This window comes from Xanthomonas sp. JAI131, from assembly GCF_013410075.1.
GTDB classification, from domain to species: Bacteria; Pseudomonadota; Gammaproteobacteria; order Xanthomonadales; family Xanthomonadaceae; genus Xanthomonas_A; species Xanthomonas_A bonasiae.
Genome location: NZ_JACCCN010000004.1, coordinates 366,144 through 382,397, shown reverse-complemented (window position 1 = coordinate 382,397; position 16,254 = coordinate 366,144). Strand labels below are relative to the sequence as shown.

Annotated in this window: 3 protein-coding genes; all 3 read left to right on the top strand. The window is 65.4% G+C overall.

Going from position 1 to position 16,254, the window contains the following annotated elements; translation table 11 throughout:
• Positions 1-33 precede the first annotated feature (33 nt).
• Positions 34-14,241, top strand: a complete 14,208-nt coding sequence (locus tag HDC36_RS18130) for a hemagglutinin repeat-containing protein (RefSeq protein WP_255432802.1) — start codon at positions 34-36, stop codon at positions 14,239-14,241.
• Entirely contained in the window at positions 14,228-14,830 is a 603-nt protein-coding gene (locus tag HDC36_RS18125) for a hypothetical protein (protein WP_179570081.1), read from the top strand. Before HDC36_RS18130 ends, HDC36_RS18125 begins: the two co-directional genes overlap by 14 nt.
• A 282-nt stretch (positions 14,831-15,112) precedes the next feature.
• Positions 15,113-15,487 (top strand): barstar family protein, encoded by a 375-nt coding sequence (locus tag HDC36_RS18115; protein ID WP_179570079.1) that lies wholly within the window; start codon positions 15,113-15,115, stop codon positions 15,485-15,487.
• The last annotated feature ends 767 nt before the right edge of the window (positions 15,488-16,254 follow it).

Sequence of the window (16,254 nt, the reverse complement as noted above, 5' to 3'; positions counted from 1 at the left end):
GAGCGCCCATGGCGCGACGAGAGAGAAATGGCGATGGACAAGGATTCCGCTGGGATGCGCACCACGATGGCCGACCGCTTCAAGCGCGGCGTGGCGATGCTGCTGTGCTGCACCGTCACCTGGACCTCGTTGCCGCTCTACGCGCAGGTCGTGCCGGTCGCCAATCCAGGCGGGCAACAGCCGGGCCAGCAGGCGGCGGCCAACGGCGTGCCGGTGGTCGACATCGTCGCCCCGAACGCGCGCGGCGTCTCGCACAACCGCTATTCGCGCTTCGACGTCGGCAGCAACGGCCTGATCCTCAACAACAGCGCCAACATCTCCAAGACCGAACTCGGCGGCTACATCGCCGGCAACGACAACCTGAAGAACAGCGGCGCGGCCACGCTGATCCTCAACGAAGTCACCAGCACCGCCAGCCGCCTGCAGGGCTATACCGAAATCGCCGGGGCCAGGGCGCAACTGGTGATCGCCAACCCGAACGGCATCAGCTGCGACGGCTGCGGCTTCCTCAACGCCTCGCGGGTCACCCTGGCCACCGGCACGCCGCAACTCGGCAGCGACGGTGCGTTGAACGGTTTCGCCATCACCGGCGGCGTGCTCAGCATCGGCAGCAACGGCCTGGACGCGTCCAACGTCGACCGCCTGGATCTGCTGTCGCGGCAGCTCAGCGTGGACGGCTCGGTGTGGGCCAAGGACCTGCTCGCCAGCACCGGCACGCAGCGCATCGGCTACGACGGCATGCTGCTGGAGCTGCTGCCGGGCAGCGATGGCGCGTCGCCGTCGATCGGCATCGACGTGGCCTATCTCGGGGGCATGTACGCCGACCGCATCCGCCTGATCGCCACCGAAGCCGGCGTCGGCGTGGTCAGCCGCGGCACCCTGGCCGCGCAGAGCGGCAGCCTGCAGATCGACAGCGCCGGCCAGCTCAGCCTGAGCGGCACCACGGTCGCCCGCGACGACGTGGACCTGCGCGCCGCGGGCGCGTTGACCCAGCAGGGCACGCTCGGTTCGCAGCAGGCCGGCGTGCGCCTGCGCGCCGCGCAATTGAGCCTGAGCGGCGACACCGTCGCCAGCGGCCTGCTCGACGCGCGCGCCAGCGGCAGTTTCGACCACAGCGGGCGCAGCAGCGCCGGCGCGATCAGCCTGTTCGGCTCCGAACTCGATGCCGGCGGTACGCTGTACAGCAGCGGCGGGTTGAGCCTGGACGCGAGCGGCACCCTGCGCAACAGCGGCGTGGCCTACGCCGGCGCTGCGCTGGCGTTGCAGGCCGGCGGCAGCTGGCTGCAGAGCGCCGGGACGTTGCAGAGCGGTGGCGCGATGAGCGTGCAAGCGGCGCGGATCGATGCCGCGGGAACGCTCGATGCGGGCACTGGCCTGGACTTGCGCAGCGACGGCGACACGCGCCTATCCGGGTTGGTCCAGTCCTGGCAGGACGCCGCGCTGCAGGCCGGCGGCCGCCTCGACAACGCCGGCCAGCTCAGCGCCGGCGGCCGCGTGGACATCGCTGCGGCGGCGATCGGCAACCGCGCCAACGGCGTGCTGTCCGCCAGCGGCGACGTTGCCCTGACGACCGCCGGTACGCTGGACAATGCCGGCACCGTATACGCCGGGCGCGACCTGCGGATCGACGCGGCGGCCTTCGCGAATGACGGCAGCAGCTATGCCGGCCGCAATGCGGACATCGCCAGCAGCGGCGCCACCCGCAGCCGCGGCAGCCTGGTCGCTGGCGATGCGCTAAGCGTGAACGCGGCGCAGTTCGCCAGCAGCGGCGAACTCGGCAGCCAGCGCGGCACCACCAGCCTGTACAGCCGCGGCGATCTCGCGCTCGACGGCGCCGTGGCGGCGAAGGGTGCGCTGACGGCGCAGGCCGCGGGCGACCTGCACCAGTCCGGCACGCTCAGCGCGTCCAGCGCGCAGCTGCAGGCCGGCGGCGACGCGCTGCTGGACGGCACGCTGAAGACCGATGGCGCACTGCAGCTGAGCGCCGACGGGCAACTGCGCAGTTCCGCCACGATCGCCGCGGGCGGCGACGCCGATCTGCATGCGCAAGGCACGCTGCTGCAGGCCGGGCAGATCCAGTCCGGTGGCGCGCTGCGCCTGCAAGGCGCGGACATCGACCAGTCCGGCGTGCTCGACGCGGGCACCACGCTGTCCCTGCGCAGCGCCAACGCGATGCGCCTGGCCGGCACGCTGCAGGCACGCGGCGACGTCGCGCTGGACAGCGCCGCAACGTTGCAGAACCAGGCGCAGGTGATCGCCGGGGGCGACCTGGCGGTGGCCGCCGGCAGCCTGGACAACGCCAGCGGTGCGGCCTTGTCGGCGAGCGGCGATGCCGCCATCGCCAGTGTCGCCGCACTGCGCAACGATGGCAGCCTGCATGCCGATGGCGCCCTGCGCCTGAGCGCCGGCAGCTTCGCCCAGGCCGAAACCGGCAAGGCCTATGGCGGCACGAGCCTCGACCTCGCCGCGACCGATGCGGTGGACAACCGTGGCGACCTGGTCGGCGGCGGCGACGTGCGCATCGCCGCCGGCAGCATCGCCAGCAGCGGCCAGCTCGGCAGCCAGCGCGGCGAACTCGCGCTCGACAGCCGCGGCGATCTGAACCTGGATGGCGTCGTGGTAGCGGCCGGTGCGCTGCGCGCCGCCGCGCTCGGCGACGTGCAACAGCGTGGCAGCGTGCAGGCGCAATCGGCACAGTTGCAGGCCGGCCGCGATCTCACCCTGGCCGGCACGCTGCGCAGCGCGACGACGCTGCAGCTGCAGGCGCAGCGCGCGTTGAACGTGGGCGGCCAGGCGGTCGCAGGCGGCGATCTGGGCATGCGCGGCGCCAGCGTCGCGCTCGGCCAGGACGCCGTGGTGCAGACCGCCACGGCGCTGCAGGTGGACGCGGGCACGATCGACAGCCGCGGCGCGCTGGATGCCGGCACGGATCTGAGCCTGCGCAGCAGCGGCGCCCTCTCTCTGTCGGGCATCGCCCAGGGCGGGCGCGATGTCGCGCTGCGGGCGGATCAGGCGTTGGACAACCAGGCCCGCGTCTTCGCCGGCCGCGATCTGACCCTGAGCGCGGCCAGTGCGACCAATCGGGCGCAGGGCGAACTCTCGGCGCAGGCGGCGCTCGATGCCCACGTGCAAGGCGCACTCGACAACGCCGGCACGCTGCAGGCCGGACAGGTGCTGACCCTGAGCGCAGGCAGCCTGCAGCAGAGCGGCCGTGCCTACGCCGGCGACACGCTGACCGTGCAGGTCGATGGCGAGCTCGACAACCGCGGCGACCTGATCGCCAAGCGCGATGTGCGCGTGGCCGCCGGCAGCGTCGCCAGCAGCGGCCAGCTCGGCAGCCAGGATGGACAGCTGCTGGTCGATAGCCGTGGCGACGTACAGCTCGACGGCAGCCAGATCGCGGCGACCACGCTGCGCGTGCAGGCGGTCGGCGATCTGCAACAGCGCGGCACCACCAAGGCGCAGTCGCTGCAGTTGAGCGCCGGGCGCGATCTGAGCGTCGCCGGTTCGCTGCAAAGTGCCGCGGACATGCAATTGCAGGCGCAGCGCGCGCTGAGTCTGGATGGCCAGGCCGTGGCTGGCGGCGCTGCGTACTTGAGCGCGGCGAGCATCGCCACCGGCGGCAACGCCGTGTTGCAGAGCGCCGCGGCGATCACGCTCGACGGCGCGACGATCGACAGCCGCGGCGCACTCGATGCCGGCACCGATCTGCGCCTGCGCAGCCAGGGCCAGCTGACCCTGGCCGGCATCGCCCAAGGCGGCGGCGATGTCGTGCTGGACGCCGGCGCTGCGCTGGACAACAGCGCCCAGGTCGTCGCCGGTCGCGATCTGCACCTGAGCGCTGCCAGTGCGGTCAACCGCGCCACCGGCACGTTGGCGGCGGCGGACACGCTCGACCTGCGCGTCTCCGGCCTGCTCGACAACGCCGGCCGCCTGCGCGGCCAGAATTCCCTTCTGCTGCAGGCCGGCAGCTTCCAGCACAGCGGTGAGCTGTACGCGGGCCAGGCGCTGGATCTGCACAGCGCCGGCGCGCTGGACAACCGCGGCACGCTGATCGCCGGCGGCGACCTGCGCATCGACGCCGGCAGCCTCAGCAACAGCGGCCAGCTCGGCAGCGAGACCGGCCAGGTGACGCTGAGCAGCCAGGGCGACATGCAACTGGGCGGCAGCGTGATCGCCGCGCAGGCGCTGAGCGCCAGCGCGCTCGGCGATCTGCAGGTGGATGGCGCGCTCAAGGCGCAGTCGGCCACGCTCGCCGCCGGCCGCGACCTGGGCATCGCCGGTGGCGCGCAGACCGCCGCCGCGCTGGAGCTGCAGGCGCAGCGCGCGCTGCGCGTCGATGGCCAGGCATTGGCCGGCGGCGACCTGCGCCTGAGCGGCGCCAGCATCGCCACCGGTACGGCCGCCGTGCTGCAAGGCGCGGCGGCCGTGACCCTGCAAGGCGGCGCCATCGACAGCCGCGGCACGCTCGATGCCGGCACCGACCTGACCTTGCGCAGCGACGGCGCGCTGGCGATCGCCGGCGTGGCGCAGGCCAAGCGCGACATCGCGCTCGATGCCGGTGCAGCGCTGAGCACTACCGGCCAGATCGTGGCCGGCCGCGACCTGAGCGTCGCCGCGCACAGCATCGACAACGCCGCCAGCGGCACGCTGGCCGCGCAGGGCGCGCTGCAACTCGCCACGCCTGGTACGGTCAGCAACGCCGGCAGCCTGCAGGCCGGGCAGGCCATGACCCTCGACGTCGGCACGCTGCAACACAGCGGCCAGGCCTACGCGGGCGATCGCCTGACGTTGCGCGCCAACGGCGCGGTGGACAACCAGGGCGAACTGATCGCCAAGCGCGATCTGCAGGTAGACGCCGCCAGCATCGCCAGCAGCGGCCAGCTCGGCAGCGAGACCGGCCAGGTCGCGCTGACCAGCCAGGGCGATTTGCGGCTGGGTGGAGTCGTCGCTGCGGCGACGCAACTGAAGGCGCAAGCGCAAGGCGATCTGCTGCAATCGGGCACGCTCAGCGCGCAGGCGCTGGACCTGCACACAGAGCGCGATATCGCCATCACCGGCCAGGTCACGGCCATGCAGTCGCTGCAGATCCAGGCGCAGCGCGACCTGCGCGTGGACGGGCAAGCCAACGCCGGCCAGGCCGCGTCGCTGAGCGCGGGCGCCGCATTGAGCACCGGCAGCCAAGCCGTACTGCACAGTGCCGGCGCGCTCGCACTGACCGGCGCGCGCATCGACAGCCAGGGCACGCTGGATGCCGGCACCACGCTGGCGCTGACCAGCAGCGACGATCTCGCGCTCGCCGGCATCGCCCAGTCGGCGACGACGCTGAACGTGAATGCCGGCGGCGCGTTGAGCAACGCCGCGCAGGTCGTGGCCGGCAGCGATCTGATATTGAGCGCGGCCAGCGTCGACAACGCCGCCAATAGCCTGCTCGCCGCGCAGGGCGATGCGACGCTGACCGTGAGCGGCGCGCTGGACAACGCCGGTGCGCTGCGCGCGCGCCAGCGCCTGCAACTGGATGTCGGCTCGCTGCAGCAGACCGGGCAGAGCTACGGCCTGCAGCGCCTGGGCCTGACCGCCAGCGGCGCCGTCGACAACCGCGGCGACCTGATCGCCGGCAGCGCGCTGCGCGTGGAAGCGGCCAGCGTCGCCAGCAGCGGCCAGCTCGGTAGCGAAAGCGGCGACGTGGCGCTGGTCAGCCATGGCGATCTCGCGCTGGGCGGCACGCTGGCCGCGGCCGGTGCGTTCAGCGCCCAAGCCGGCGGCGCGCTGTCGCAGACCGGCGCGCTCAGCGCCGCGACCACCCTGCAACTGCAGTCGCACGGCGACCTGACCGTGGCCGGCACGCTCTCGGCCAATCAGCTCACCCTGACCAGCGATGACGCACTGCTCCAGCGCGGCACCGTCAACGGCAGCGACGTCGCCTTGCAGGCGCAGCGCATCGACAACGCCGGGCAGACCCTGTCCAGCGGCAACCTGAGCCTGCGCGGCGGCGACATCGCCATCGGCGGCGTCGCCGCGGCCGGCGTGCGCAGCGACGGCAGTCTCGGTAGCAGCGGCGCGCTGGACCTGCATGCCGACCGCACCCTGAGCGCCAGCGGCAAGCTGATCGCCGCCGGCAACCTCACCGCGCAGGCGACCCAACTCAACCTGGCCGGCAGCACCACCCGCGTCGGCGGCGATGCCAGCCTGACCGCGAGCAACGGCCTCGACCATCGCGGCGCCGATCTGCTCGCCGGCGGCCTGCTGACCGTGCGCGCCGGCGGCAGTCTCGACAACGGCACGCTCAACGGCGTCGGCGGACAGCTGCAGGCCGCGCGCCTGGACCTGGGCGCAGCGTCGTTGCGCAACACCGGCGGCACCCTGGTGCAGAGCGGCAGCGGGCAGACCCGCATCGCCATCACCGGCGTGTTCGACAACGGCAGCGGCAAGCTGGCCACGAACGGCCAGGATCTCAACCTCAGCGTCGCGTCGCTGAACAACGTGCAGGGACGCATCGAACACGCCGGCACCGGCACCGCCACACTGAGCATCGGCGGCGCCGTCGCCAATGCCGGCGGCCGCATCCTGACCCAGGGCCAGCTGCAACTCGGCGCCAACGCCGGCATCGACAACCAGAACGGCGCGATCGCCGCCGCCGGCGACGCCACGTTGACCGCGGCCAGCCTGAGCAATGTCGGCGGCAGCGTGTCGGCACGCAGCTTGAACACCCAGCTCGGCGGCGCGCTCGACAACCGCAGCGGCGTGCTGCAGGCCTCCGGCGGCACCCTGACCGTACGCGCCGACAGCCTCGACAACCGCAGCGGCACGCTGCAGGCGATCGCCAGTGGCGGTACGGGCGGCGATCTGCGCGCCGACATCGCGCACACCTTGAACAACGATGGCGGTCTGCTCGGCGCCAGCAACGACGCCACCATCGGCGCCGAGAACCTCAGCAACAGCGCCGGCACCGTCCAGGCCGGACGCGACCTGGCGCTGACCGCGCGCGGCCAACTCGACAACCACCAGGGCGGCCGCATCGGTGGCGGCCGCGATCTCAACGTCGCGGTCACCGGCGCACTGCTCAACAGCGGCGGCCAACTCGACAGCGGCAATGCGATGACCCTGTCCGGCGGCCGCATCGACAACAGCCAAGGCAGCATCGCCAACAACGGCGGCGGCCTGACCCAGCTCACCACCGGCGGCGAACTGCGCAATGCCGGCGGCAGCCTGGGCGGACGCGGCAGCGTCGTGCTCAACGCCGCCAGCGTGGTCAACAGCGACGGCCAGCTGGTGGCCGGCGGCGATCTCGTCGCCAACACCAACGCACTCGACAACCAGCGCGGCAACGTCTACGCCGGCAACAGCTTCCTGTTGCAGCGCTCCGGCGCCACGCTCGACAACCGCAGCGGCACCATCAAGGCCGAGCAGGCGGTGCGCCTGAACCTGCAGAGCCTGAGCAACAGCGGCGGTCGCATCGGCGCGGGCAGCAGCGTCGGGGGCGCTGGCGACGTGGTCATCGATACCGTCGGCTTCGACGGCAGCGGCAACATCCTCGCGCAGAACCTGCTCGACCTGACCATGCGCAGCGACTACACCCACCGCGCCGGCGCCGACATCACCAGCAATGGCGACTTCCGCCTCAGCGTCGGCGGCAACATGGTCAACGCCTCCGCGCTGAAAGCCGGGCGCAGCCTGAGCGTGACCGCCAACAACATCAGCAACGGCGCCGGCGCGACGATGCAGGCGGGCAACACCCAGTTGACTACCGGCGGGACCATCGACAACGCCGGCGACATTTCCGCCAGCAACAACCTGCAGCTCACGGCCGGCAGCGTCACCAACACCGGCAGCCTGGTCGGCGGCAACGTTCTGGTGGACACCGGCACCCTGGTCAACGGCGCCGACCTGGGCGGCGCCACCGACAACGCGGCCTACGGCTCGGCCTTGATCGGCGCGACCAACGGCATGACCCTGCTGGTCCGCGACCAACTGCTCAACCGCGACGCGAAGATCTTCAGCCTGGGCAACATCGCCATCGGCGCCGCGCGCGACGGCGGTGGCACGCTCACTGCGCGTACCGGCGTGGTCAACAACCTGTCCGGCAGCATCGAGGCCGATGGCAGCATCCTGATTGCGGCCAATCAACTCAATAATCAGCGGCGCGTGCTTAGCACCAAGACCGGACCGCTATCGGATGCCGAGAAGGCCGCGGCGAATGCGTCGATGCCGAGCGAACTCATCGAGGCGCGAAGCATCAAGATGCCGGCCAATACCTCGGCTCGTTTTCCCTATAAAGGCAAGCAGCCAGGAATATATCGGCAGTATTCCGTCGAAGAACGGGAGAGCTTGCTGGCGGCAAGCGCCGAAGGCCGCATCGTCGCGGGGGGCAACATTGCGCTGTCCGGGAGCGTCACCAACAACGCTTCCACCATCGCCGCCGCCGGTGCGCTGCTGGTCAATCAACGTGGTGTGGGCGGAATGGCCGACAGCATGATTGCTGGCAACGAGTCGGTGCTCAATCAGGCGCTTGCGCTGAAGCAGGTAGTCAAACAATCCGATGTCGAGCACGTTGTCAGGGGCGTGGTCGACGATTGCGCACAGACGTCCAACGGCAAGCGCATGGTGTGTTACTACGAGGAAGAGGACAATCCGATCTCCTCGACTACCGTAGATTCCAGCTACATCGCCCTCGCCGCCAACATGACCGGTGGGCAAGGCGTGTCGATCAACGGCGCCACCATCAGCAACGGCGCCGTCGGTAGCGATGGGCGCAGCATCGGCGGCGCCGCGTTCAACGCCACGCAAGGCACGGCACTGAACCGCCGCAGCGCGCAGAGCGCCAGCGGCGTCGGCAATAAGGCCGTGCAGGCGCAGGCCGGCACGGCCGCAGGCGGTGCAACGGTCAGCAACCGCATCGTCAGCGCCAGCATCGGCCCGATCCGCATCGCCGACGGCGAGGGCTCGCTGGTGAAAAGTGTCGAGACCTCCGCGGCCGATGTTCAGGCGCAAGGCGTACAGGCGGCGCTCGCCGGCAGCGGCAATGCCACCCGCAGCCAGATCCAGGCCGGCGGCGCACAGGCCGTGCTGGCCGGCGCCAACGTCGCCGGCCAGCGCCAGCAGATCGACCCAGGCACCGGCACCGTGCCGCAGGTGGTCGGCGGCGTCGGCGCCCCGCTCGGCAACATCACCTTGCCCATCGGCGGGCTGTACCGCCTGGTCGGCGCCAACGGCGCCAGCGTCAACGCACTGGGCCGCGCCGCCAACGGCCTGGCCGGCGTCAACGCCAACCGCAACGCCGGCCCCGGCCGTCGCTACCTGATCGAGACCGATCCGCGCTTCGTCAATTACGACAACTTCATCAGCAGCGACTACCTGCTCGACAAGCTCGGCGTGGATCCGGAGTGGACCCAGACCCGCCTGGGCGACGGCTTCTACGAACAGCGCCTGGTGCTGGACCAGATCACTCAGCTCACCGGCCGCCGCTACCTGGGCAACTACGACGACGGCGTGGCGCAGTACCGCGCGCTGCTGGACGGCGCCGTGGCCGAGGCCGGCGCGCTGCACCTGGATGTCGGCGTCGCGCTGACTGCCGAACAGGTCGCCGCGCTGACCCACGACATCGTGTGGATGGTCGAACAGGAGTACCAGGGCCAGAAGGTGCTGGTGCCGGTGGTGTACCTGTCGTCCAGCACCGCGCTGACCCTGCGCAGCGACGGCGCTTTGATCGCCAGCGACAACGGCAACGTCTCGCTCAACGCCACTGCTGGCCTGAGCAACAGCGGCACGATCAGCGGCGTCAACGTCAGCGTCACCGCCGGCAACCTACTCAACCAGGGCCGCATCGCCGGCACCGGCACGGTGGCATTGCAGGCGAAGCAGGACCTGCTCAACCTCGGTGGCCAGATCGCCGGGCGTGACGTGCTGCTGAGCGCCGGTAACGATTTGCTCAGCACCACCCGTGATGCGGTGGCCGGGGGCGACCTCCGCTCCGGCATCAGCGCCGACAACAACTTGCTGATGAACGCCGGCCACGACCTGACCCTCACCGGCACCGCCGTGCGGGCCGGCGGCAGCGCCGCGCTGCAGGCGGGCAACGACCTGGTGCTGCAGCCCACCGCGTTGCGCAACGAGAGCGGGCTCACCCGCGGCGGGGACGCCACCAGCCTGACGGTGGGTCGGGACCTGTCGCTGCTCGCCGGCAACGACCTGCAATTGCACGGCGTAGCCATCACCGCCGGCGGCGATGCCGCACTGCAGGCCGGCCACGATCTGTCGCTGACGCCGGTCACCGATGCCAGCGGCAAGGCCACGGTGCGCACCAGCATCGTCACCGACGGCAGCCTGCAACTGGCGGCCGGCAACGACATCACCATCCGCCAGGCGGAAGTGAAGGCCGGTGGCGACCTGATTGCTGCGGCCGGACACGACTTGAACGTGACCTCGGTGCTGGGCGAGAGCACCACGACCACCGACCACACCCGCCAGGGCAAGACCAAGGTCACCACGACCACTACCACCCAGGACCTCGATCAGCAGGCACTGACCGCCGGTGGCAACCTGATCCTCAGCGCCGGCAACGACGTCAACCTGGTCGCGGCCAAGCTCGACGCAGGCAAGGGCCTGGCGGTGGTCGCCGGCAACGACATCAACAGCACCACGCTGACCACGGTGGACAGCAGCGACACGCTGGAGACGCGCAAGCGCTTCAAGCAGACCACCAGCACCACCGACGAGACCGTCCATGGCACCGAGTTCACCGCCGGCAGCGACATCGCCCTGCAGGCCGGCCACGACGTGAACCTCACCGCGGCCAAGGTCTACACCGATGCCGGTGCAGTGAGCGTGGCCGCCGGCAACGACGTCAACCTGCTCGCCGCGCAGGAGCAGCACGACGCCGAACAGAACATGCAGAAGAAGAAAAAGGGCTTCCTGTCCAGCAAGACCACCACCACACATGACGAGTGGCACGACAGCACCGCGGTCGTCACCACGCTGAGCGGCGACAGCGTGCAGATCGCCGCCGGCCACGACCTGTTGTCGCAAGGCGCGCAGGTCGCTGGCACCGGCGACGTGGTGCTGGCCGCAGGCAACAACCTGACCCTGGAGACCGCGCAGAACGAGCACAGCGAGGAGCATGACAAGCAGGTCAAGAAGACCGGCCTGTACAGCGGAGGCGGCTTCAGTGTGACACTGGGCGCCAGCAAGAAGACCGACACGCTCGACGCCACCGAAATCACCAACAGCGGCAGCCTGGTCGGCAGTACCGACGGTTCGGTGACGATGACTGCCGGCAACGCGGTCTCGATCACCGGCAGCGACGTGCTGAGCAAGACCGGCACGGCCATCGTCGGCAAGGAAGTGACCATCGCCGCGGCCGAGAACCGCGTGGATACGGTGCAGACGTCGAAGCAGCAAAGTGCCGGTCTCACGCTGGGTTTGACGGGAGGCATTGTCGATGCGGCGCAGGCGGTATACAGCACCGCCAAGCGCGGCACGGAGGTCGAAGACGACCGCCTGAAGGCGCTGTATGCCGCCAAGACAGGCTATGCGATCCAGGACAGCATGGGCGCCATAGCCCGCGCCCAGGCAGGCGCTAATGCGCTGGCCAACGGAGAGGGCTTGAAAAGTGCGTCAGGTGACTCGGGTGTCAGCCTGAGCATCGGCATCGGCGCCAGCAGTGCGTCGAGCAAGACCATCACGCACGAAGAGACGACCGGAGGTAGCCGCATCCTCAGCGACGGCAACGTCACCATCGCCGCCACCGGTGGTGACCTCAACGTGATCGGTAGCAAGATCGGCGGCGAGAACGTGGCGCTGGCAGCGGCCAACAACCTCAACCTGCTGAGCAATCAGGAAACCAACACCAGCAAGTCGGAGAACAAAAACGGCGGCGGCGAGATCGGCGTGAGCGTCGGCACCACCACGGGCGTTTACCTCTCGGCCTACGCGGGCAAAGGCAGCGCCAAGGGCAACAGCGACCTGCACACCGAAAGCGTCGTCACCGCCAACGACACGCTGACCCTGGTCAGCGGCAACGACACCACGATCAAGGGCGCGCAGGCGGTCGGCGACAAGGTCCTGGCCAACATCGGCGGCGATCTGCTGATCCAGAGCGAACAGGACACCAACGACTACCAGAGCAAGCAACAGCAGGCGGGCATCAAGCTGGTCTACGGCTACAGCACCGGCGGCAACGTCAGCGGCTCGTATAGCCAGCAGAAGGTCAACAGCAGCTACACCAGCGTCGCCGAACAGAGCGGCATCCAGGCTGGGAACGGTGGGTTCGATGTCACAGTGGGCGGCAACAGTCACCTGATTGGTGGGGCGATTGCCAGTACGGCCGATGCGAGCCTGAACTATCTCTCGACCGGCAGCCTGACGGTCGAAGAGCTGAAGAACGAGGCCGAATACAAGGCAAGTAGTGTGGGCGTCAGCACCGATATGGCATCCAGTGCCAAAAGCGCTGCTTTAGGAGCCGCGGCCAATGCATTGGGTAACAAGGGCGATAGCTCGGGGAGCACTACCAAAAGCGATATAGCCGAAGGGACGGTCGTTATCCGCAACGGCGACGAGTCCGCCCTTAACGGACTGGAGCGAGGCGCGACCGAACTTCAGCAGAGCGGACTGAAGGCTATCTATGACGAAAAGAAAGTGGCCGACCAACTGGAAATGGCCCAGGTTGCAGGAGAAGTGGGGTTCAGGACCGCGGGCGCCATCGGTGAGTTGCTGACCAAGAAGTATCACGATGCCGAACTCACGGCGACCGCCGCCACGGCAACCTTGGCCACTCTGGAAAAAGAGGGAGCTAGTGAGGAAGAGAAGGCACCTTACCGTGCATTGGTGTCCGGCTCTCAAGCCACGATGGCCGAATATCAAGAGCAATACGACATTTGGAAAGATGGAGGGACCGGGAAGACTCTACTTCATGCTTTGACCGGCGCCATTGTAAGTGGCTTGAGCGGCGGTAACGCTCTAGATGGCGCGCTCGGTGCAGGCGCCGCCGAGCTTGCAAGGCCGCTAACGCAAGGCGAGTCGAAGCTCGTCCGCGATCTGGTCAGCATTGCCATCGGTGGCGCTTTGGGTGGCTCAGAAGGCGCGTCCAATGCACTGGCAGGAGAAAACTACAATCGCGATCTCCATCAGGCAGAGATTGATCGAATCAAGGAGTTGGCTGGGGACGACCCGGAAAAGCAGCTGCGTTTGACCATAGCTGGCTGTGCATTGGTCAAGTGTTCGGAGGGCTATACGCCGGGAACGAGTGAATACAATCTCTACTCGGCTTTGGAAATTGAGGGTGGCAAGGCTGAATATGCATCGGAGAGAAGCCTCTTAAACAATCAAGCGCTGACAAAACTCGCCACTGATGAGCGTGGTATATCTTCGTCGTATCAAGTGCCCATGTTTACTTATTCGGGCCTAGATGGGATACAGGATGCGGTCAGCAGTTGGAATACTCGCAATGGCAATGCTATCCAAAGACTAGGTGGAGCGGGCCAGGCAGCTGGCGGTGCTGCGGCAGTTGCCCTTGGTACGTTCGGCTGTCCAGAAAGTATGGGAGCCGGATGTCTGCTAGCAATCTGGGGCGCTGACCAGCTACAGGCGGGAAATCGTACGCTGGAGTCTGGTCAACAGCAGGCGACGGTTGGCGGGTACTTGATCAGCAAGACAGGGATTTCGCCCGAATATTCGGAAGCGCTCTATTCCTTGATTGGTTTTGTGCCTGCAGGAGGGGCCTCTGCTGTGGGCAGAGCATCAAGTGGCTTGACCATCAAAAATGTAGATGTCGTCAATGCAGTTATTGACCCCGTTGACGACCTGAGTCGCCTAAAACCAACAACAACCTATTTTAGGGTTGAAGGGGGAGGTGTAGGTTCCGCTACAAGTCAAAACAGGATCACCGTTAATGCTGACAGGACAATTAGCATAAATCCTGGATGTTCAGGACAGCTTTGCGTGAGTGTTGGCAATGCCGACCACGCCGTCTACTATCTGACCAACAAGCGTCCGGATGGCTCTGTAGTTGTTTTTGAAGTTGATGCTAGTCTTCACAATGAAATTATGAGCAGGGCTGTACCACAACAACCTGTCCCCGGCGCATTTAGGGATCCATCTGCTCCAAAAGTAGTAGACCCAACGACACCCGGTACTTCGTTGGAGCTTCCAAAAATGTGGGAGTCTTTACTTGAGAAGCATTCAAGTGGGGCCCGTGTCTATTCTCAGTCTGAATTTTTGAAGGAATTTGGAAATGGTTCTAAATAAATTCATGCGCGATGCGCTGTGGAATGGGGAATTAAGCGTCTGCTTTTTCATTCTGGGTGGTGGCAATTTTTGGGTTATAGACGACAAAGTCAATTTTTCTTTGGACGCAGAAAAAAATTATAAAGCATATCTTGATAGGGGATATATAGATAAATATCAATACGAGGCGGCATGCAGGGAATTTCGGGGCGGAGTTCTGAGGTTAAATTCAGATAATTTTAAGCAGTATTTAGCCAGTAGCTCGGCAAAAATTTTTTCAAGAAGCGAGCTTGAGGAGTTTTTTTTCGATTCTGACGATTCTCGCGATGAACTGCTTGATGAGCTTGAAATGCACTACATGTCAGGCGCTGAAATCTCCAGTGATTGCATTAGAGATGTAAATTTACTTTCGTCTATGCTCCCTAGCTTTTATGTAAATTTTGATAGAAGAATCTATATGCATATGGATGGCACTAGATCGCATGAAGAGCTTGCATATAGTGATTGGATCGCCAAAAATGGAGATTTCTCCTTCTTGATTCCGGATTTGCAAAGATATTGGTTGCGAAGGTCCAGGGACTATTGGAAGGTAAAATTTCTTTCGTCTTAGGCGGTTCTTTCGTCTTAGGTGGTCTGATTTTCCACGTGATTTAAGTCTCAAGTACGCGGCGCGTCAATTAAGTGCCCGCAAACAAATAACGCTGTCGCCGCATTGAATCGCGATGGAGATTTGCCGGCGAAGCCACTTGGTTATTACACGGAATATGTGCATCCAACTCCTGGCGTATCAGGTCCCGGGCCTCAGCGAATAGTTGTAGGGAAGGGCGGAGAAATGTATTACACGCCAGATCATTACAAGACGTTTATTCCAATCAACAACTGAGGTCTCAAAATGTCGCCATTTAAATTTTCAGATATCGCGCCGTCTTATGATGCGGCAGAAGTCTTCTATGTGCGCATTGACCCGGAGATATGTTTATCTGAAGAGTTGTTAAAATCACTGTACTACAGCCTTTGGTTTCCGGGGTACTTTGGTTTTAACTGGAATGCTCTTTATGATTGTTTAACAGATCTTGGGTGGATTCCCTGTCACAAGATCGTTCTTGTACACGATGCGTTGCCAAATTTGCCTGAAAAAGATTTGAAGGTTTATCTAGACGTGTTGCGTGATTCAGTTTCTGGTTGGAGTGGAAATGTAGAGCATGAGTTAGAAGTTTTCTTTCGTTCGATGGAAAAGACGAAAGTGGAAAATATTTTAAATGGATAATTTATATATGAATCGCAAAATTTTGGATCTGCGCCTATAGATAATCTAAGAATCAATTTGTTTTATTATTTGATCTCGGTCATTTATTTAGCAGCAAGATCGCTTTACTAACTGCCATTGCATCGGCGAGAGCTGCAACGCCTGCCGGTAATGGGCATCAACATCGATGCCAGCCAAGCTAACGCGGCACTGGATCTGATCGACATATTGACTGCCAACGACACGCACTCGGCCTCGTCGCAGGATCAGCGAAACCAGCGACGGCGTAGCGCTGGCTCCGGTCGAACTCAAAGACGCGCAGGAATGTAGCGAAGAATAGGCCGCTTTGCTGCCGGGTGTGCCAATCGGCATGTGCGAACGCCGGCATTGGTTTCCGGGAAACCGGGCTCGGGAAGCCAGGATCAGAGTGCACTTTCCCGATCCAAGCTCAGGCGCTTAGCCGATGGGACGGTTCGTTTGGATAAACGACGCTGGGGCCACCGTAGAGCGAAGGATGGCACATGCCACGCCACCCCGACTGGATCTCCCCAGTATCGCCCAGCATATCTTGCAGCGGGGCAATGACACGGCAGCCACGCTTCTTTACCGACATCGACCGGACACGCTACCAGCAGGATCTGCACGAATTTTCGCTTAAGCTACGGAAAAATGGGGTCAGAGTGCACTTTCGGAAAATCCGGGGAGGGGCAGGGAAAATCGGGGATCAGAGTGTCCCTCTCCCTCACATTCGTTGGGACATATGGCGCCAAAGTGCGCTGATTAACAGC

What these genes read in the sequence shown, in the direction of transcription:
- HDC36_RS18130 (WP_255432802.1), top strand. Translation starts at nt 34, where the DNA reads ATGGACAAGGATTCCGCTGGGATGCGCACCACGATGGCCGACCGCTTC.
- HDC36_RS18115 (WP_179570079.1), top strand. Translation starts at nt 15,113, where the DNA reads ATGTCGCCATTTAAATTTTCAGATATCGCGCCGTCTTATGATGCGGCA.
- HDC36_RS18125 (WP_179570081.1), top strand. Translation starts at nt 14,228, where the DNA reads ATGGTTCTAAATAAATTCATGCGCGATGCGCTGTGGAATGGGGAATTA.